At 37.1% G+C, this 19,328-nt stretch carries 18 protein-coding genes and 5 tRNA genes; 6 read left to right on the top strand and 17 right to left on the bottom strand.

Annotated features, from left to right (window positions below):
* Nucleotides 1–6 precede the first annotated feature (6 nt).
* The 3 genes from MP478_RS17175 to MP478_RS17165 are packed head-to-tail and all read right to left on the bottom strand — an operon-like array spanning nt 7 to nt 2,330.
* Nucleotides 7–492, bottom strand: coding sequence for a GNAT family N-acetyltransferase (locus tag MP478_RS17175; protein ID WP_257201145.1), 486 nt, complete (start codon nt 490–492; stop codon nt 7–9).
* 13 nt (nt 493–505) lie between these two features.
* Nucleotides 506–1,921, bottom strand: coding sequence for a PLP-dependent aminotransferase family protein (locus MP478_RS17170; protein WP_257189528.1), 1,416 nt, complete (start codon nt 1,919–1,921; stop codon nt 506–508).
* Between the two features lie 43 nt (nt 1,922–1,964).
* Entirely contained in the window at nt 1,965–2,330 is a 366-nt protein-coding gene (locus MP478_RS17165; RefSeq protein ID WP_257189527.1) for a hypothetical protein, read from the bottom strand.
* Between the two features lie 145 nt (nt 2,331–2,475).
* Here MP478_RS17165 and MP478_RS17160 point away from each other — a divergent pair, with 145 nt between their 5' ends.
* Both MP478_RS17160 and MP478_RS17155 read left to right on the top strand, forming a co-directional pair.
* Nucleotides 2,476–3,123 (top strand): helix-turn-helix domain-containing protein, encoded by a 648-nt coding sequence (locus tag MP478_RS17160; RefSeq protein WP_257201144.1) that lies wholly within the window; start codon nt 2,476–2,478, stop codon nt 3,121–3,123.
* A 168-nt stretch (nt 3,124–3,291) separates the two neighbouring features.
* Complete coding sequence (locus tag MP478_RS17155) at nt 3,292–3,492, top strand: hypothetical protein (protein ID WP_257201143.1); 201 nt, start codon at nt 3,292–3,294, stop codon at nt 3,490–3,492.
* A 44-nt stretch (nt 3,493–3,536) separates the two neighbouring features.
* Here the strand turns inward: MP478_RS17155 and MP478_RS17150 are convergent.
* The 5 genes from MP478_RS17150 to MP478_RS17130 all read right to left on the bottom strand — a co-directional run bounded on the left by MP478_RS17150 (nt 3,537) and on the right by MP478_RS17130 (nt 4,159).
* Nucleotides 3,537–3,620: transfer RNA gene (locus tag MP478_RS17150), tRNA-Leu, on the bottom strand.
* 84 nt (nt 3,621–3,704) lie between these two features.
* A tRNA-Leu gene (locus MP478_RS17145) sits at nt 3,705–3,786 on the bottom strand.
* 122 nt (nt 3,787–3,908) lie between these two features.
* Nucleotides 3,909–3,992 (bottom strand) — tRNA-Leu (locus MP478_RS17140).
* A 5-nt stretch (nt 3,993–3,997) separates the two neighbouring features.
* Nucleotides 3,998–4,073: transfer RNA gene (locus tag MP478_RS17135), tRNA-Gly, on the bottom strand.
* A 4-nt stretch (nt 4,074–4,077) separates the two neighbouring features.
* Nucleotides 4,078–4,159 (bottom strand) — tRNA-Leu (locus MP478_RS17130).
* Between the two features lie 179 nt (nt 4,160–4,338).
* On the opposite strand from MP478_RS17130, the gene MP478_RS17125 reads away from it, so the two are divergent.
* From MP478_RS17125 to MP478_RS17115, 3 genes are read left to right on the top strand one after another with little or no spacing between them, the layout of a single operon-like run.
* The gene (locus tag MP478_RS17125) at nt 4,339–4,716 is read left to right on the top strand and encodes a DUF3127 domain-containing protein (RefSeq protein WP_230033019.1); all 378 of its coding nucleotides are present in this window, start codon (nt 4,339–4,341) and stop codon (nt 4,714–4,716) included.
* Nucleotides 4,717–4,772: 56 nt separating this feature from the next.
* Nucleotides 4,773–5,426 (top strand): leucyl/phenylalanyl-tRNA--protein transferase, encoded by a 654-nt coding sequence (gene aat / locus MP478_RS17120; RefSeq protein WP_257201142.1) that lies wholly within the window; start codon nt 4,773–4,775, stop codon nt 5,424–5,426.
* Nucleotides 5,413–6,291, top strand: a complete 879-nt coding sequence (locus MP478_RS17115; protein WP_257201141.1) for a DMT family transporter — start codon at nt 5,413–5,415, stop codon at nt 6,289–6,291. The genes aat and MP478_RS17115 overlap by 14 nt, the downstream gene beginning before the upstream one ends.
* A 179-nt stretch (nt 6,292–6,470) precedes the next feature.
* Here the strand turns inward: MP478_RS17115 and MP478_RS17110 are convergent, their stop codons facing one another.
* The 8 genes from MP478_RS17110 to MP478_RS17075 form a co-directional block, all read right to left on the bottom strand.
* Nucleotides 6,471–7,850, bottom strand: coding sequence for a tetratricopeptide repeat protein (locus MP478_RS17110; protein ID WP_230033034.1), 1,380 nt, complete (start codon nt 7,848–7,850; stop codon nt 6,471–6,473).
* Between the two features lie 206 nt (nt 7,851–8,056).
* Entirely contained in the window at nt 8,057–9,028 is a 972-nt protein-coding gene (locus MP478_RS17105) for a zinc-binding alcohol dehydrogenase family protein (RefSeq protein WP_257201140.1), read from the bottom strand.
* 129 nt (nt 9,029–9,157) lie between these two features.
* Nucleotides 9,158–9,739: a Crp/Fnr family transcriptional regulator gene (locus MP478_RS17100; RefSeq protein WP_257201139.1), complete on the bottom strand. Its 582-nt coding sequence runs from the start codon at nt 9,737–9,739 to the stop codon at nt 9,158–9,160.
* Nucleotides 9,740–9,789: 50 nt separating this feature from the next.
* Nucleotides 9,790–11,172, bottom strand: a complete 1,383-nt coding sequence (glmM, locus tag MP478_RS17095; protein ID WP_230033041.1) for a phosphoglucosamine mutase — start codon at nt 11,170–11,172, stop codon at nt 9,790–9,792.
* Nucleotides 11,173–11,242: 70 nt separating this feature from the next.
* Complete coding sequence (locus MP478_RS17090; protein ID WP_257201138.1) at nt 11,243–12,259, bottom strand: DUF4421 domain-containing protein; 1,017 nt, start codon at nt 12,257–12,259, stop codon at nt 11,243–11,245.
* Between the two features lie 218 nt (nt 12,260–12,477).
* A complete protein-coding gene (gene feoB, locus MP478_RS17085; protein ID WP_257201137.1) occupies nt 12,478–14,511 on the bottom strand; it encodes a ferrous iron transport protein B in 2,034 nt (677 codons plus the stop codon).
* Entirely contained in the window at nt 14,511–14,765 is a 255-nt protein-coding gene (locus MP478_RS17080) for a FeoA family protein (RefSeq protein ID WP_257189515.1), read from the bottom strand. Before MP478_RS17080 ends, feoB begins: the two co-directional genes overlap by 1 nt.
* Nucleotides 14,766–14,907: 142 nt before the next feature.
* Nucleotides 14,908–15,822: a GLPGLI family protein gene (locus MP478_RS17075; RefSeq protein ID WP_230033047.1), complete on the bottom strand. Its 915-nt coding sequence runs from the start codon at nt 15,820–15,822 to the stop codon at nt 14,908–14,910.
* 181 nt (nt 15,823–16,003) lie between these two features.
* Here MP478_RS17075 and MP478_RS17070 point away from each other — a divergent pair, with 181 nt between their 5' ends.
* Nucleotides 16,004–16,501, top strand: coding sequence for a DinB family protein (locus MP478_RS17070; protein WP_230033049.1), 498 nt, complete (start codon nt 16,004–16,006; stop codon nt 16,499–16,501).
* 52 nt (nt 16,502–16,553) lie between these two features.
* Here the strand turns inward: MP478_RS17070 and MP478_RS17065 are convergent, their stop codons facing one another.
* Nucleotides 16,554–19,253, bottom strand: coding sequence for a carboxypeptidase-like regulatory domain-containing protein (locus tag MP478_RS17065; protein ID WP_257201136.1), 2,700 nt, complete (start codon nt 19,251–19,253; stop codon nt 16,554–16,556).
* Nucleotides 19,254–19,328 lie beyond the last annotated feature (75 nt).

Raw genomic sequence — 19,328 nt, 5'->3', positions numbered from 1 at the left:
TTTTTATCAGTTTTTAAAATCTAATTCCATCTGTACATCCACACGGTCATATCCCGCATTGGTAACCGGCATATGCTTAAATCCAAGTTTTTCGTACAGTTTTATGGCTGGAACCAGAATTGAATTGGTTTCCAGAAACACTTTCTCAGCCTTTAGCTCCCTAGCTTTCTCTATTAAAGTATTTCCCAGCAGATATCCAATTTTCTTTCCCTGTGCTTTTGGACTTACTGCCATTTTTGAAAGTTCAAAAATAAGGGGCTCATTACTGTTTCTTACTAATGCACATGTTCCCACGGCTTCTCCATTAAGCAGGGCAAAAGCAATATGACCTCCTTTCTGCAAGATATGTTCTTCAGGATAATCCAGCAGTTTATAATCACCGGGCTCCATCACAAAGAAATTACTGATCCATTCTTCATTTAAAGCTCTGAAAGCTTCTTTATATTGAGATTCATAGGCTATAATTTGTACTTCATTATTGATATCATTCATCTCTATGGGTGTATTAAATTTTATTTTTTATCATTTTACCAAGTTTCTCCAGGTCACTTTCTACACGGTCTGTCCATTCCAGGGCATAATTCAGCCTCATACAGTTCTGATACTGGTTATATTGTGAAAACATTCTGCCAGGGGCAAAGTTTACTTTCTGGCTTAATGCCTCATCATAAAGGTCTTCCGTACAGATCCTTTGATCCAGTTCCAGCCACAGCATAAAACCTCCTTTCGGTTCTGAAATTTTGGTGTTATCCGGAAAATATTGGGTAACAGATTTCTGAATCTGCAGGTAATTGGCATACAGTTTTTTCCTGAACATTCTCAAATGATGGTCGTACCGCCCATGTTCAAGAAAATCAGCAATGACATCTGAAAATAAAGACGGACTGGAAACTGTCTGAACCAGTTTCTGACGGATAATCTTATCTTTAAATTTCCCTGGGGCTACCCAGCCTACACGATATCCCGGGGCCAACGTTTTAGAAACAGATCCCACCCACATTACAATTCCGGCTTCATCATAGAATTTACAGGGCTTGGGTCTTCCTGCTCCAAAATAAATATTTCCATAAACATCATCTTCCACCAAAGGAACATTATATTCGGTAAGCATTCTTACCAGTTCCTTTTTGTTCTCATCAGGCATCTGAAATCCCAGCGGATTATTATAATTAACGACAAAGCAGCAAGCAGAAATCTTTGGCAGTACTTTTTTTAAAGCATCCAGATCTACTCCGGTGATAGGATGCGTTGGGATTTCCACCGCCTTCAATCCCAGCAGGTGAATCGCCTGCAGTATTCCAAAATATACGGGACTTTCAATGGCTACGGAATCCCCAGGCTGAGTAACCGCCATCAGACAGTTATAGACTCCGTTCATCGCTCCGGAGGTGATGACAAGGTCGTCCTCTGTAATTTTCCCTTCCATTACAATCGACCATTTGGCAATTTCCCGGCGAAGATTTTCACTTCCCTGTACCGGCTCATAATTGGTCCCGCTATCACTGCTCTTCTTCATTACGTTAATCATACACTTCTTCATTTTAGCCACAGGAAGAAGGCTTTTTCCGGGAATACCCAGTGCAAACTGAGTAACATCTGTTCCGGCGATGGTTCCGAATACTTTGCCAATAAGGTCTTCCGGTGTTTTTTGCCCTTCTGAAACTTTCATCTTTGCAATAGAAGGTAAGGCCAGTTTTCGCTGGGAAGTCTGGCTTACGTAATAACCATATTTTGGGCGTGATTCCACCAGAGACCGGCTCTCCAGCTCCATATACGCCTGTTTTACAGTGTTTAAGCTAACATTATGCAATTTCTGGGCACTTCTTAGCGATGGCAGCCTGTCTCCAAACTGCAAGGTTTCGGTTTTAATCTGTTCGGTAACAGCATTGGCTATTTTTAGATACAAAACATCTTTAGACATTGATCAGGGTTTTACGTAAAAGTACACTTTTATCTATGCTTTATTAAAAATCCAGCCAGCTAATCATGCTTTTAATGCTGCTTTTTAACTGTTCCGGATTTCGAAAATTGGGCGTTGTATTCTTTTTGAAATAAGCTTCCACTTTTAAAGAAAATCTTTTCTTTTCTGCCTCGGAGATTCCCTTTTTATCATAGATTTTAAAGGCAATTTCTCCTTTTGTATTTATAATAAGACTGGCAAATGAAACAATTTCATCACCCTTTTTTGCCAGGAAAAACGGAACTCCAAAATCCGGACTTATCTTTGAAGTGTTCTGTGTCTGTAGAAATAATTTTTTCAGCGCCAACATATCTGAAATATAAACTTCAGCATATTGAAGCTGCCCGTGATGTTGAATGGTTGTTTCCATAATATCATGATTTAATGAAACAAAATTATGGAGGATTTACCTTTGGATACAGATACAGAAGAATGGAATATTATGGGTACAGATATGCTGCAAATCTCCAAATGCAAATGTTTTTATCCATCATATACTTTAAAATGCTCTATTTTTGCAAAAAAAATTAGACAATTTGAGTTTTTTTGGAAGTAATGTAAAGAAAATCAGACAGGCAAAAGGATTAAGCCAAAAGGCATTTGCCGATTTATTTGATTTAAGCAGAGGGGTAATAAGCTCTTATGAAGAAGGCCGCGCTGAGCCTAAAATAGAAACGATACTAAAGGTTGCCAACCATTTTAACCTTAGTCTTGATAAGCTTCTCACCGAAGCCGTACAGGTACATCAGTTAGCCAATGTTTCAGATATCAATCAGCTGATGCTTTTCCCGGAATTAGCTATAGAGGATAGCGATGAAACAAAAGCGCCGGAAAACAATATTCAAAATACAACGGTTTTGCAAAAAATATTAGCATCGGTAGATTGGCTGTATGAATTTACGACTGAAAATCAGGTGTTATCACCCTATCAGTATGGAGATATTTTATTCCTGAATAAAGCAGATGTAAAAAGTGATTTGAACAGCCGTTTATTAGTACATACCAATGGCCGTTTACAATATGCTGCTGGAAACAATCCAGCCCATAGAGGCAAACAGGAGCTTTATAAGATTATGGGCTATGTTTCCACTGCTGAAAAGAATATTTTTGAGAGTATTTTTGAGAGACTGGAAAAACTGGAAAGGAATATACCACAATTATGAGGTGAGAATGAAGCCGAACAATTAATTAAAAACTATGAAAAGACTCTTCAATATACTCCTTATGCTTTTCTTCTATTCCTGTGGAGAAGCAGATTGTAATCAAGTAAAAAAAGTATACTATCCTGATGAATATTATATTTTCGTCACACAATCAAAGGTAGATCTTACATGGATAAAACTGGAGGGGTATGTTCGGAAACCAATGAGCGGACAAGCGTTATGGTTCACAACAACTGGGGTGTTGGTACGGATGAAATAGATTACGGTGAAATTATACTAAAAAGAAGGGGAGAATTGCCACTTACCATCCATAAAAAAGATACAATTATCACTCATGATTGGTATTGCAGAGGAAAACCCTATCAATAATAGTGCAATAAAAAACCCTCCGTATATATTACAGAGGGTTTTAGTACCCCGGGCGGGACTTGAACCCGCACGTTCTTACGAACACAGGATTTTAAGTCCTGCGTGTCTACCAGTTCCACCACCAGGGCAGGTGTGGAGCGAAAAAAAAGATTCAAACCTGAAGTTCCAATCTTTTCAAAGGCTGTAGACAACCTATTGAGTATTTCGCATTGTGCGGATGAAGGGACTCGAACCCCCACGCCTCACGGCACCAGATCCTAAGTCTGGCGTGGCTACCAATTACACCACATCCGCTGGTTGTATTGCTCTGTTTTCACAGATACAAACTCTATTTCTTACAAATATAAGACTTTATAATTACATAACAGTCTCTATAAAAACAAAAAACCCTCCGTCACAAAGTACAGAGGGTTTTGTACCCCGGGCGGGACTTGAACCCGCACGTTCTTACGAACACAGGATTTTAAGTCCTGCGTGTCTACCAGTTCCACCACCAGGGCAGGTGTGGAGCGAAAAACGGGATTCGAACCCGCGACCCCAACCTTGGCAAGGTTGTGCTCTACCAGCTGAGCTATTTTCGCATAGTGCGGATGAAGGGACTCGAACCCCCACGCCTCACGGCACCAGATCCTAAGTCTGGCGTGGCTACCAATTACACCACATCCGCTGGTTTTTTTGTATTGTAAGTTTTAAAGAGCTTGCTTCGTTTTTGTGAGTGCAAATATAGGACAATTTACTTTACCTCCAAACTTTTCAGGGAAAAAAAATATTTTTTTTACATTTTTTTTCCCCGGCAGCTATTATTACGATTCATTTTCTTATTTTTACATCGTTAATATTTACGATATGGAATTACAAGGAACGGTAAAGAAACTTTTTGATGCTCAAACATTTGCGAGCGGATTTCAAAAAAGAGAAATGGTTATTTTAACTCAAGAACAGTATCCACAGCCGATAAACATAGAATTTTTGTCTGATAAAATTAGTTTATTAGATAATCTTAAGGAAGGAGAGAACGTAAAGGTAGGAATCAACATCAGAGGTAGAGAATGGGTTTCTCCTCAAGGTGAGACGAAATACTTCAACTCTATTACGGGATGGAAAATAGAAAAAGTTTTTGATAATGGATCAGAGCCTACTCAGGCTATGCCTCAGCAGTCAGCTTCTCCTGTTTCTAACGAGAATCCGTTTGCCGGAGATGACGATGATGATTTACCTTTTTAATTAAGAAATAAAGATCAACTATAAATCCTGCTTTTTAAGTGGGATTTTTTTCTACAATGGTTCGATTAGACGAAAATGAGATTTCATTTCCTGACCCTGAAACGTATGACGGTCAGGATGGGTTAATTGCCTTTGGGGGCGATCTGTCTGTGGAACGGATATGGTTTGCTTACCAATTGGGGATTTTCCCATGGTACAACCCCGGAGAAGAAATTCTATGGTGGAGCCCTGATCCTAGGTTTGTTTTATTTCCTGATGAGATAAAAGTGTCTCAATCTATGCGGAAGATACTGAACAGAAATGTTTTTACGTTTTCAGAGAACCGGGACTTCAGAGGTGTCATTAAAAGCTGTCAGCAAGCCAGCCGAAAAGGACAGGACGGAACCTGGCTTTCTGACGAGCTGATGGAGTCTTTCATTAAGCTTCATGAATATGGCCTCGCCAAAAGCATAGAAGTCTGGCAGAATGACGAACTTGTAGGTGGGTTTTACGGATTACAGATTGGGAATTTATTTTGTGGTGAAAGCATGTTTGCCAAGGTAAGCAATGCTTCAAAGGCGGGCTTTATTCACTTTGTTCAAAACCATAAAGATACTATTGAATTAATTGACTGCCAGACTCATACAGACCACCTGGAAAGCTTAGGAGCCCGTATGATTTCTAAAAAAGAATTTTTAAAAATTTTACACAAAAATAATGAACGCAGATAAAGAAAAATGGGTTCTTCTGGTTATCCTGAGTATTATTTGGGGGTCGTCATTTATTCTGATTAAAAAATCGCTGGAACATTTCAATCCGTTTCAGGTAGGATCATTAAGAGTTCTTATTGCAGGAATTATTCTACTTCCTGTTGCTATTTCCAATTATAAACTTTTCCCAAAAAAGCACCTAAAATGGCTTATTCTTGCTGCTTTTACAGGAAATTTTATTCCTATGTTCTTATTTCCGATTGCAGAAACAGAGGTAAGCAGCAGTATTGCAGGAATTATCAATTCCATGATGCCTATTTTCGTTATTGTTGTGGGTGCACTGATATGGAAGTTTGAAACCACTAAAAAACAGATCTTCGGAACGTTGATAAGCTTCACAGGAGTTTGTATTCTGGCTTTTGGAGGTGGCAGCAGTGGAGAATTAAAAATAATTCCTATTTTGCTGTTATTACTGGCTACTTTATGCTACGCCGTAAGTACCACCACTGTAAAATCAAAGCTCATGGAGGTATCTTCCACCATCTTGTCGGCTTTTGTTTTTTCATTTGTCTTATTTTTCCCTTCCCTTATTTCTTTAACAAGTACAGGATTCTTTTCTGAATTTACTTTTTCGAAGGACAATATGCTCGGGTTATTATTTGTCAGTCTCTTATCTGTCTTCGGAACAGGACTGGCCATGATGATGAACTATCGTTTACTGAAAGTTTCTACACCTCTTTTTGCTTCTACGGTTACCTTGGTAATGCCAATTGTTGCTATTATCTGGGGAATTATAGATGGTGAACAGCTGACTTATATGCAGTTTATAGGAGCAGGGATAATTATTGCCGGATTGATATTCCTGAGAACTATCCCAAAAAAATAATTTACAGCAGGAAACAGCATTAGATTTGAACGGAAATTTCCCCAATACTCTTTTTGATAGACGTATTTACGAATACAGCCATTCATAAAAAAATCCCGCATTGCTGCAGGATCTCTGTTTATATTAAAATTAAATGTAAAGATTATTGAACCGAGCCCGGGTATCCTGATTCTTTTCGTTTAATTCTTCTTAACCTTACTGGCTTTCACCTTTTTCACTTCGTCTTTAATGAATGGATATTTTTTCTGCATATCCTTTGCCAGACTTGGGTCCAGGTCTAATGCTTTCTGAAGGGATTCCATTCCTTTATCCTTTTCTTTCAGGTTGAAAAAGCAATTACTTAACTGATAAAATAATTCAGCTCTGTAGTGTTTTTTAATCGCATTGTTTAAAATGGTTACTGCTTCTTCATATTCACCTAAAAGCATCAATACTTCCGAATATGCATACCAGTTGTAAAATCTTGAAGGTTCATCCGCTACCAGCTTCTTAAGACAGGAAAGGCTCTCTTCGAATTTTCCTGAATCAATGAATAAAAACGCCAATCTTTTTTGATAATCAAGGTTATTTTCATTCAGTTGAGTCGCTTCTTTAGCAAAATGCAGCGCTTCGGACATTCCTCCCATTTCTTCATACAGATAAGACTGCTCCATCATCGCAAGATAAAACTGAGGGTCTTCTCTTAGCGATTTCTGAAATGAATTTAATGCTAAAATAGGCTGTTTTAAAGCTTTATGGCATAATCCGATCTTATAAAAGGTGAATGCTTTTGTATATTCCAGCTCAAGCATTTCCTCATATACTTCAATTGACTTCTGATATTGCCCCAATGCTTCATAACAAGCAGCCTTATTTGCATATACTCCCACAGAACTGGAATTGATTGCCAATAAGTAATCATATCCCCTGATCGCTTCTTCGAAATTCTTTCTGTTAAAATAGAACTGACCATATTCGAACCAAGCGGTTTCCGAATAGGAAAACTCATCTAAATATTCATTAAGAAAGGCAATAGCCTCCTCGCTCTTATTCAAATCACTGAAGCACACCATACAGTTTTCTAATGCATATTCATCAGTAGGATCTTCTTTCAATGCTTTTCTATAGTGTTTAAGAGCGTTAAAAGGGTCTCCAAGATTCACATATTCATCTGCAATAAAATTGTGAAGGAAGTTTTCTTCTTCCCCCAGCTCAAGTGCTTTCTTACAAATTTCAATGGATTTTCTAGGATTTCCTAAGTTCGAATAATATTTGGCATAGCAAACCAAAAAGTCTGTATGCTCCATAGAGGAACCTTTCAGCTCATTGATAAGCTCTTTAGCTGTAGTATACTCTTCCCACTCCAACAGAATTTCAAGCTTTTTAATCTTGATATCTAAAGAATTGGGATGAAGTTTGAGACCAAAATTAACCGCCATATCAGCGTAATTAAAATCTCCCAGCTCCAAATAATACACAATAATGTCTTCCAACTCTTCTGTGTCAAAGTAGAATTCATCATTATTTTCCATCATTTCCTCGAACTTCTTTACAAGTTCATTTCCAAAATACTCTTCCAATAGTGTCCTCTTTGTCGGTCCGATGCCTGAATTTACTTACAGACCTCGGCAAACTTATTAATTAATGATACATCTGAAACTGATATTCAAATATTTATGCAAAGTTGCAATTTTTTTTTGAATTTTCCATTTCGTAATTTCTATTATAAAAATAGTAAAAAAAGAAAACAGATAAAAGGATTGTGGATAAAAAAATCAAATTGTTATTAAATTCTTATCACCAGTCTCTTTCCATTTTGAATTTCTTTATTCCAGGCAGATTCAATATATTCTAAATCAACAACTTCTGTTTCTATTTTAATTTTTCCTTCAGTAGCGGCCAGAAACATTCCGGGAATTATTTCTGAAAATAAAAGTTGGGACTCTTCTTTTGTCCAGCTTCCCAGCCCTGATCCTGAAATCTGAATGTCTGTTCCTCTTAAAATCTGTGAAGATAACTGAATATGGTCTCCACTCATTCCTCCTACAGAAACCAATTTCGTCTTATGAGAAAATGTACCGTCTCCTTTAAGAGCCGTCAGGATCATTTCTACAGACTGTCCCCAAATATAATCTAAGATGACATCAATAGGGGTTTCAGCGTGGATCTCTTTAATTTTATGTTTAAAACTTTCATCATCACGCAGTAAAGAAACAGCTTCATCAGCTCCCAGTTCAAGCAGAGATTGTAGTGCGGCTTCGTTTCTTCCGGTAACAATCACCTTTCCTGCTCCGTATAGTTTAGCAATCTGAACGGCTATCCTTCCCGTAATTCCGGTTGCACCATTGATTAAAATGGTATCTCCTTGCTGCATTTCTGCTTTGCATTTTAACCCCATTGCCGAACCCATCACTGCATTGGGCAATGCTGCAGCTACAGAAAAATCAAGGTTTTCCGGAATGGGCACCACCAATTGCCGGTCTGCCACAACTTTCTCTGCCACACTCCCCTTTTTACTGAAAAAATATACTTTAGTTCCGTTTTCAAGATATCCTACACCATCTGAGCCAATAATTTTAGGCTGGAACTCCTCGTTATCAGCAGAATAATGATTTCCACTGGCTCTGGCTCTGTCCAGGTTTTTAATAGATGCAGCCTTCACCGAAACTAAAACGTCGTTTTCTTTTATAATTTCCGGTTCAGGGAAATCTGTGTATTGAGGAATACTTCCTTTTTCAAATACTACTGCTGCTTTCATTGTTTTAAATTTTATACAAATTTATCTCGTAAGAAAGGCTGGGAGCAATAACATTTGTTATCAGATTGGGATAATTGGGCAGAGAGCCGGAGGTAATTATTGTTTTAAAATAATCCCTGAAAATAGTTTTCAGAAAGGTTTATCTTTCAGTATTTTGCTTTTTATCCTGCTGAGATGAACCGTTGTAATCCCGAGATATGAAGCAATATAATGCTGGGGCACTCTTTTGATGATCTCAGGCTTTTCTTTCATCAGATTAAGATAACGCTGCTGTGGGGTATCTTTAATAAATGAAAAGAAGTGCTTCATATAATCAAACATTCTTTCAAAAAAAGCGTCCATCAACAGGGTCCTAAGTTCAGGACATTCATACACTTCTTCCAGAAAAGCATCCACATCAGGCTTTCCGATTTTATATACAATGCAGGGTTCTATTGTTTCGAAAGAAACCATGCTTGGAAGTCCTTTTTTAAAGCTTTCAAGAGAAGAAAACATTGTATTTTCAAGAAAAAACTGAAAGGTAACATCTTTACCATCATTATTATACCATGCCCGGACAACCCCTTTTTCAAGATAATATGCATTACAGGAAACTTCATTTTCTTGTAATAACAGCGTTTTGACAGGAACTTCGATCCTTTCAAAAGTGTTCAGAAACTTCCGCCATTTTTCTTTAGGGAAGGGAAATTTGTCTTTTATATGCTCAAACATGGGATACAAAAAAGAACGGAGCTAGATGGCATCCGTTCTTTAGATTTTATTTAAATTAAACTTTTGATCTTAGCAATGATATCATCTCCCAATTTATCGGCTTCTTCCTGAGATTTAGCTTCTGTATAAATTCTGATAATCGGTTCTGTATTGGATTTTCTAAGGTGAACCCAATTGTTTTCAAAGTCTATTTTAACACCATCCACTATAGAAACTTCTTCATTTTTATATTCCAGCTCCATTTTGCTTAAAATATCATCTACGTTGATCTCCGGTGTAAGTTCTATTTTCTTCTTCCCCATAAAATAACTTGGATATCCTGCTCTCAATTCAGATACTGTTTTATTTTCTTTTGCCAGATGGGTTAAAAATAATGCTACTCCCACTAAAGAATCTCTTCCGTAATGCAGTTCAGGATAGATAATTCCTCCGTTTCCTTCTCCTCCGATCACTGCATTTTTATCCTTCATTAAAGTAACTACATTTACTTCTCCTACGGCACTTGCAAAGTATTCTGAATGGTGGGTTTGAGCTACGTCTCTCAAGGCACGACTTGATGAAAGGTTAGAAATTGCCACTCCATTTTTATGTTTCAACAGGTAATCTGCTACAGCCACCAAAGTATACTCTTCGCCGAACATTTCTCCTTTTTCATCAATTAGGGCCAATCTGTCTACATCCGGATCTACAACAACTCCCAGGTCTGCTTTTTCTTTAATCACCAGCTCGCAGATATCTCCCAAGTGTTCTTTTAAAGGTTCCGGGTTGTGTGGAAACTGTCCTGTAGGTTCACAATACAGTTTAACGGTCTCACAGCCAAGCTTATCTAATAACATAGGAATAGCGATCCCACCTGTAGAGTTTACCGCATCCAGTACCACTTTAAATTTTTTAGCTTTAATGGCCTCTACATCTACCATTGGCAGCTCCAGGATCTGCTGAATATGGATATCAAAAGCATCATCTCTTGTTTCGTAATTCCCAAGATCATCTACCTCTGCATAGTTGAAATCTTCACTTTCTGCTAAAGCAAGTACATCTGCACCGTTTTCTCCACTGATGAATTCTCCTTTTTCATTTAATAATTTCAGGGCATTCCATTGTTTTGGATTGTGAGAAGCGGTAAGGATAATTCCTCCGTCGGCTTTCAATTCCGGTACCATGATCTCTACTGTAGGTGTTGTAGAAAGCCCTAAATCTACCACATTGATACCCAACCCCTGTAAAGTAGCGGTAACCAGAGAAGAAACCATCTGACCGGATATTCTTGCATCTCTACCGATCACAAGGGTTAAATTTTTTTTATTTTTATTATTCTGAAGCCAGGTTCCGAAAGCCGAAGCAAATTTTACCACATCAAGCGGAGTCAGGTTATCATTTACTCTTCCTCCTATGGTTCCTCTAATTCCTGAAATAGATTTAATTAACGACATTATATTTTGATTGTTTGATTGTTTTCTTTCTATATTTTTCTACGCAAAGATACTTAAAAGACTCTTGAACTTATAAAACAGGAATCTTTTTTTGAATTTTATCATAGGTGTTTTTTACAACTTTCGGAGGGGCAAAACGATACCCTATATACAGCAGACCATAGAGGTTATTATTTTCCACAGTCTGGTTATTTTTCTGATCATAGGCATAGGCACTGAAATTCATTTTTCCTCCGAATAAAAAGCGGTCTGTATTGTATCCTATATGAAGTCCTCCTTCCATCCTTATGGTTACATACTGCGCATTGACCCGCGATTTATCACTCAGGTTTTCATAATAACTGGAGAATTTTCCACCGAGGCCTAATGCTAAATAGGGAGCAATATGCACCTTTTTACCAATCACCCAATTGTAGAAATATCCCATATTGGCTCCGATTTTATATTGGATTTCTTTGCTCTTCTGCCCATCTGTTATATTGGTAAAAAGGCTTATATCATAGTCCAGGAAAGGAACCCAGCTGCCACTGCTTTTTTTCTGCCATTCTCCCTGGGTATAGATACTTTTGGCTGAGAAATTTTCATTGAGAACATATGCGGTAGATCCTCCGAAACTTTGTACCCTGAAGTCCGGGAACTGGATATATGCATCTTTCCCTTCCTGCCAGCCGGGAAGAAAATCTTTCATATTTTCCAGATAAAATCCTTTTACGTTTTTATAGTAGAGGGTCTGAATAAATTTTTTGGGAAATAGCCGTAAGCTAAAGTCTGTATAAGAACTCTTTCCTTTCAGCTCATCATCGTTATTGCCTGAAATAAAATGGGGTGAAAAAGACAGGGTAGCACTTATTATTTTATAGTCAACCGAGAGGGAAGTCCTTGTTTTGTTGTTGATTGAAAATGTCATTTGGTTTTCATTTTTTCCTTCTCCCTGCGAAAAAATATAACTTTCAATATTGGTATCAATATTGGCACGGATCATCACCTGATCTGTATAGGATTTTATATTCGTGGTATCGCTTTGTGCTCTTCCATAGAACGCAAAGAAAGGAAATAAGAAAACAAAGATTGCTTTTGAAAGCTTCAAACTGAATTTTTTAAATTAAAAAAATAAATTTACTACATTTTTTTAATTAATTATTTTAATTCAATATTAAGAACAGCCGCAATCTTTATCACAGTTTGTTCTTTTGGAACTGAATTTTTTGGGTGCAAAATTCTTTCTGAGTATCTTAAATAAAGAGTAACAGGCAAATGCTACTATTACAAAGATAATGACGTATTGAAAAACTAATGATGAATCCATTATTTTAAAATCTGATATGCTATCATCGACACAAAATATGCCAAACCTGTCATCATGACTACCTGAAAGCCGGTCCATTTCCAGCTTTTGGTTTCTCTGTAGACTACTGCAAGTGTAGAAACACACTGCATTGCAAATGCATAAAATAAAAGTACTGAAACTCCTGTAGCAAAGCTAAAAACTTTCTCTCCGTTTGGCTTTACATCCCGTCTCATCTTATCAATTACTTTTACTTCCGGAGCATCATCTTCAAGGCTGTATAGTGTAGACATTGTTCCCACAAAAACCTCTCGTGCAACGAAGCTGGTAAGAATTCCAACTCCCATTTTCCAATCGTATCCAAGCGGAGCAATGACAGGCTCTATTCCTTTACCCATTTTTGCAAGGTAAGAATGGTCGAGCTCTACATTGGTTGCTACCAACTCATTAGGCTGTTGTTTGGGTCCGAAGTAACTTAGGAACCATATAATGATACTTACAATGAAAATAATTTTACCTGCTCCGGTAATAAAGTCCCAGACTTTACCTAAAACCATCTTAAGATCATATCCGAAGAGCGGTTTTTTATAAGCCGGCAAATCCATTACCAAATAGGTTTTACCTTTATGCTTAATAAATCCTTTAAGAATGGCTGCAGAGAATAATGCTACCAGAAAACCCAGAAGATACATCCCCATCAGCACCAATGCCTTATATTTTACCCCTAAAAATGTTCCTTCAGAAATAATGAGCCCAATAATGATACTGTATACCGGAAGCCTTGCAGAACACGTCATAAAGGGAGTCACCAGGATAGTCAGCAATCTTTCTTTAACGTTTTCAATATTCCTTGTAGAGATCACTGCAGGAATTGCACAGGCCGTTCCTGAAACAAGCGGAACAATACTTTTCCCATTGAGTCCGAATGGCCGCAGAAGTCTGTCCATCAGGAATACTACTCTTGCCATATATCCTGAATCTTCCAGTAGATAAAGGAAGTACAGTAGAATTCCAATCTGGGGTGCAAATACAACAATTCCTCCTATACCCGGAACAATTCCGTTTGAAATCAGTGAATTGACAGGTCCTTCCGGAAGATGCTCCGCTGTAAAGGCTGCAAGCCATGAGAAAGATTCCTCAATCCAGTTCATAGGATATTCTGCCAGGAAAAATACACTTTGAAAAATAACTAATAAAATGGCTAAAAATACTACATATCCCCAAAATTTGTGAACCAAAACCTTATCCAGCTTTTCCGTTAACAATTCTTTGAACTGAGGTTTTTTAGTAATTACATTTTCTAAGATTTTATCTACATTCTGATATCTCCTAACTGTTTCCTGAACCTGTAATCTTTTAGGTACCAAACTTTTAGAATCTGCTTCATTAAGCTGATCCATTACAGATTCTATTCTTCCCAGGTCTGTACCTAACGAAAGGCTCATCCATGCTTTATATTCGTTATCAAAACCTTTATGTGAAGCCAGTTTCCGTATAAAATCCCTGTGTTCGTTCGGTGTTTCAAATGAAATCTTATCTGCTTTTACAAATTGGTTATTGTAAACGGCTTCTCTTACTTCATCTATACCAATATGTTCTTTGGCATTTGTCTGAATGATCGTAATACCTAAGGCTTTGGAAAACTGTTGGATATCTATATTAATCCCTCTTCTTTCCGCCTGGTCAATCTGATTGACAATCAGAATCATGGGAACGCCGAGATCCTGAATCTGCTGAAACAAAAGAAGGCCTCTTTTCAGACTTAAAGCTTCAAGAATATAAACAACTCCGGCATAGTTTTCCTGTTCATCGATAAGATATTTTGAAAAAATAGCCTCATCTTCAGAACTTGGATACACGCTGTATGATCCGGGCAGATCTACTACCTCAACGTCTTCATTTTTATAGGTATAATTCCCGGAATAACTGGCAACAGTTACCCCGGCATAATTTCCGGTCTTCTGCTTTTTATTACAAAGTGTATTGAAAACCGTAGATTTTCCTACATTCGGGTTTCCTACTAAAAGTATTTGTTTTTTCTTGTTTGCCTGCATTAATTCAATTCTTCAACAATGATGTAATCTCCTTCTTCCTCACGAAGAGCAATCCGGCTTTTCTCTACTCCAAACTCTACATACATTGGCCCATTGAATGGAGCCTGATACAAAATCCTGAAAAAGGTCTCTGGAAGAAGCCCCATTTCAATGATTTTATTGGGCATTTTCAGATGGTCATTATCATAGCCCAATATCTTCCCCATTTTGTTTTTGGGAAATCCACTTAATTTATGTAATCCTTTCTCTTTCAAAGCCTGATTTTTAGTGTTGCAAATATACGTTATTTAAATTTAATCTAAATAACAACAGATATGAAAGAAATCAACCCAAATACATTGCTGTATCTGGGTTGATTTGAATATAATTTAGTTGATATGAAGTCTGTTCTGATTTTTATTTTTCTGCTTTTTCTACAGCTCCTACGCTTAATTTAGTGTAAGGAGGCTCCACAGGGTTATCATTGGCGTTATAAAAGTCTTTATACTGTTTTTCCTGCTTTTTCATCATGTCTCCAATAGTCCCGTCCATACCCGGAATTGTTTTAGACATCATCTCCTGGGTAATCATTGGCCTTACAGAAGCAAAAGGATCCTTCTTAAAATCATTGAATGTTTTTTCAAACTTTTCTCTAGGCAGATCTTTAACCTTTCCTCCTGAAGCCTGCATCAAATGTTCAATGTAAGAGAACTCTGTATAATCTTTCACTTTTTTATTCCCCTGTAATACCCATGAATAATTTTTCTCTGAATCTTCTATTTTTACAATAAGCCCTGGAAGACCATAAAACTTGTACGGTCCGTCCTGGAAAGGAATATCTGTTGTAAACCATGCCGTCCATTTTCTATCTCCAAATTCTGTAGTGGCCTTCTGAGTATTGTACTCACCTATCTTTTGTTTGTCGCCAAGAATCTTCCAGTTGAACTTTAAGTTTTCACTATATCCAATATTGGTAGGTGTAAAACCATTTGCAATTTTGTCAACATACTGAATTCCCATACCTGGATACGTTTTATATATCCTTGCTGAAATCTTTGGCGTTTTAATAGTTTTTGAAAGGTCTTTCATAGTCCCGGCCTTCTGCATTGCCTCTATTTCTATTTTCATAATAGAATCTTGTGCAATAACGGTATAATCCTGATAAACAGATCTGTTTTTATCTGTAATATCCAGGATAGTAATCACTTTATCCATTTTTGCAGAATCTTTCTTGGGCTTAAAGGTAAGCTCATAAAAGAACCGGTTAGCTGTTTCCTGTGCACTTGCTGCTGCAAAAAGAGCTATAAAGAATATGGAAAATAGCTTTTTCATTTTAATCAAGTTTATTAATTAGTAATCGGATGTGAACTTTTGTTACAGTTTTTCTTCATTTTTATTTTCATGAGGGTTAATTTTCGCCTGATCAGAAAGGCAAATTATAAAAATTATGATTTTGTTAAAACATTTCAAGTTTTAAAAGAAGTATCTTTAATATTCTAAAAACCAAAATATTATGGACACTTTATCACAATTAAAATCCGAACTGGAGGGAGAATTTCAAACAACAAAAAAATTCATTGAACTCTTTCCTGAAGGGAAAAATGATTATGCTCCTCATGAAAAAAGTATGAAAATGATGCCTCTTGCGACACATCTTGTGGAAGTTTTTGAATGGCCAAATACTATTTTAAACACTTCGGAACTGGATTTTGCCAAGGGAGGATACCAGCCCACTGTTCTTTCCACAAAAGAGGATCTTTTAAAGAAACTTGATCACGATTATCAATCCGGAAAAGCAGCTTTAGAAAATGCTTCCGAAGACCAATTAAATCCAAGCTGGACGATTAAAAATGACGGGCATGAACTGGCAAGCTGGAGCAAGTATGGAGCGATCCGTCATGCTTTAAACCAGATTACTCATCACCGGGCACAATTGGGAGTTTATTACAGGCTCAATAACATTCCTCTTCCCGGAAGCTACGGTCCGTCTGCAGATCAGCAAAGCTTTTAATACTTCAGTATATCTCAACAAAAAACCAATCCGGTTCGGATTGGTTTTTACTTTATTTAAAGTTGAATTTTACTGTAAACATTACCTGGCTGGGGCGGAGCTGCATTGTAGTCTGTGTAATCGTTGCATCCCCTACATTGATCCTTTCAAATACTTTTCTGTCTCCAATATTCATCCACTTTAGTTCGAAGTCTACTTTTTTCTTTGCCCAGCTAAACTGATAAGAGACATCAAAAAAGCCATTATTTAATTTGGTCTGTCCTAATTTTGAGTTAATCTGATCCCAATAGAAGCCTATGGTATGATTTTCCAACGGATAGAAAAACACATTTAAATTATGGGTATACCCCTCAGTTTTTCCAAGATCATCCTGAATAATACCATTGGATTGCTTATTCCATGATTTTGTCATATTAAAATCGAAACTCATCCACGAAAAATAGGTGTTGTTTAATTTAAATCCTAATGTATTTCCGTCAGTTCTGGTATTAATGTCCTGTTCATTTCTTCTTGACTGAGACTTTGAATTTGTATTGTTATAGTTCAGGGAAGCATTTGTTTTAAATTTAGGAAAATACTTTCCAATTTCTGCATAGTAACTGTTGTTTGTTCTTTTGTTCTCGCTTTCAATATATTCAATAACACTGAATCCGAATTCATTTACTGCACTTGAGGCCAACAGGTTGTTCTTAGCATCACTTAATCTGTATCCTGCATTAAAGAAAATATTGTTTAATGGATTTCTATACTCTAATCTTGCTCCTGCACTTTTTGTCGTCGTTTGGGGTATTGGATTTTTGGGGTTCATTACATTAAATCCACCTGGGCTGGTTAAAATATATCCTGCATAAGCGGTTTGGATATCTCCAAAATTATTACTGATACTTCCGTTCAAGCTTGCTTTAAAAAATGAAGCAAAAGAATATTGAGCAAAGACATTAGGGGTAAATGTTGTTTTATTTAATGATTTTGAAACATTTCTGAATGCATCTTCAGCTTTAATATTATTGAAGTTAACAGGGAAATTAGCAAATAAGCTCCAGGCTTCAGATTTATAATTAATCCCTACGGATGCATTTGGATTGATTTTCGTGAATTTCAGATCATTTTCATAGGCAAAACCTGTAAAATCCGGTTTATTATCATCAGTAATTCCATCGAAGTTTGTAGTCAGCCTATCTGTTGAAAAATCAATTCCCACCTGTGGAGTAAAAGTCCAGCCTTTTGTTGAAAAACTGATATTTGCAGAATGTGATGTATCTAAAGATTTAATTCTAAAATACTGTAAAGCTGTACTTCCTGGAGTAAATTTAATGGTAGCTAACTGAGCAGTATCTGATACTTTGTAGGGAAACTGCAGATACTCAGCAGGAGAAATTTCTAAGATCTGCTTGTCATCCTGATAACTGATATAAGACTTAAAATTCACCATTTTTTCTTTCCATGGAATAATCGTACTTAAAGAGTTTTGAAAAGATGAAGTTGGAGATTCCAATGCTTCATTTCCAATGCTTCCTCTTCTTTCTGCCAAAGCTCTGTCGGCATTCCAGAATTGAGAAAATGTAGTTGTATTTTTAAAGAATCCTTTTTTAGCGTTTTTAGTAAATATCAATTCTCCTTTTACTTTATCTGTATAGAAGTTGTTCAGGAATTTGGTATTGTATTTCGTTCCCTGCTGGATATCTGTAATGGTACTATTGGACTCTCTTTCCACCGCATTGTTAGTATAGTTTGCATTGGCTTTGAGTTCCCATTCCTTCTTTTTATCAATATTGGTTAGGTAGTTCGCTGAGAGGTAGTGAACACTGTTCATCAGATATCTTTTTACCGGAAGATCAGGAACGCTGGCATTTTCAACATCTAGCCAGTTGTTTTGTGAGATATTACTTCTTCTTCCTTCCCATCCGCTTCCAAAAGCGAGAATATTTCCTTCATTTTCCACCTGTTCCCCCATATTATTGGTTTTATAATTGACTACCCACTGGCTTTTCTGGCCGAAAAACATGGGAGTCAGCTTTACATTCCAAAGCCAGGGATCTCCAAAACCTGTTCCCACCTCTCCTCTTCCGGTCATGGTTACAGAGTTTTTAAGCTTAATATTAATGGCTGCCTGATCGGAAGGGACTTTATCCTGAAGAATTTTTACCGGCTGGTGATTTTCAAGAACTTCCACTTTCTGAACGGCATCTTTGGGAAGTGAATTGTTGATGGTTCCATATCCACCCTCCATTAAATCCTTTCCGTTGACATAAAATTTATTGATCGCATTTCCCTGATAAAGGATCGTCCCGTCTTTATTGACTTCAATTCCCGGGATTTTTTTCATTACATCCGCAAGCGTTCTGTCGTTTTTGCTATTAAAAGCTTTAAGGTCATAAGAAATGGTATCTCCTCTGGCGGTGATCATTTTTGTCTTCAGCTGCACTTCTTTGATTTCTGTAGCCTCCGACTGCATTTTAAAACTCAGGTTCTGGTCGGTATTGCTGATCTGTTTGGTAACCGGTTTTTGGTTAAACGCTTTCACCTTAAGATCCACATTAGATTCTGCAGAGGTAAATGTTACTTTATATTCTCCTTTAGAATTGGTGATCCCATATGCCAGAATAGCATCTTTACCCGATTCCTCAATGGTTACACTTGCGCTTGGTATGGCTACTCCATCGTCATCGGTAATTTTTCCTGACACCGTTTTCTGTGCAAAAGTGAACACAGAAATAAAGATCATCAAAAATAAAGAAATATTTTTTTTCATACTTATGTATTTACCCAATTAGTTAATCATTGTTGAATTTCGTTACACTTTTCATAAAGATCATTTTTAAACCGA

Origin of the sequence: Chryseobacterium sp. WG14, assembly GCF_024586945.1 — a bacterium.
Taxonomy (GTDB): domain Bacteria; phylum Bacteroidota; class Bacteroidia; order Flavobacteriales; family Weeksellaceae; genus Chryseobacterium.
This window is presented reverse-complemented; position numbering and strand designations above follow the sequence as displayed.

Coding starts and splice junctions, on each gene's coding strand:
- MP478_RS17125 (WP_230033019.1), top strand. CDS start 4,339: ATGGAATTACAAGGAACGGTAAAGAAACTTTTTGATGCTCAAACATTT.
- feoB (WP_257201137.1), bottom strand. CDS start 14,511: ATGCAGGCAAACAAGAAAAAACAAATACTTTTAGTAGGAAACCCGAAT.
- MP478_RS17115 (WP_257201141.1), top strand. CDS start 5,413: ATGAACGCAGATAAAGAAAAATGGGTTCTTCTGGTTATCCTGAGTATT.
- MP478_RS17155 (WP_257201143.1), top strand. CDS start 3,292: ATGGATAAAACTGGAGGGGTATGTTCGGAAACCAATGAGCGGACAAGC.
- MP478_RS17165 (WP_257189527.1), bottom strand. CDS start 2,330: ATGGAAACAACCATTCAACATCACGGGCAGCTTCAATATGCTGAAGTT.
- MP478_RS17105 (WP_257201140.1), bottom strand. CDS start 9,028: ATGAAAGCAGCAGTAGTATTTGAAAAAGGAAGTATTCCTCAATACACA.
- aat (WP_257201142.1), top strand. CDS start 4,773: ATGGTTCGATTAGACGAAAATGAGATTTCATTTCCTGACCCTGAAACG.
- MP478_RS17175 (WP_257201145.1), bottom strand. CDS start 492: ATGAATGATATCAATAATGAAGTACAAATTATAGCCTATGAATCTCAA.
- glmM (WP_230033041.1), bottom strand. CDS start 11,172: ATGTCGTTAATTAAATCTATTTCAGGAATTAGAGGAACCATAGGAGGA.
- MP478_RS17070 (WP_230033049.1), top strand. CDS start 16,004: ATGGACACTTTATCACAATTAAAATCCGAACTGGAGGGAGAATTTCAA.
- MP478_RS17170 (WP_257189528.1), bottom strand. CDS start 1,921: ATGTCTAAAGATGTTTTGTATCTAAAAATAGCCAATGCTGTTACCGAA.
- MP478_RS17100 (WP_257201139.1), bottom strand. CDS start 9,739: ATGTTTGAGCATATAAAAGACAAATTTCCCTTCCCTAAAGAAAAATGG.
- MP478_RS17075 (WP_230033047.1), bottom strand. CDS start 15,822: ATGAAAAAGCTATTTTCCATATTCTTTATAGCTCTTTTTGCAGCAGCA.
- MP478_RS17065 (WP_257201136.1), bottom strand. CDS start 19,253: ATGAAAAAAAATATTTCTTTATTTTTGATGATCTTTATTTCTGTGTTC.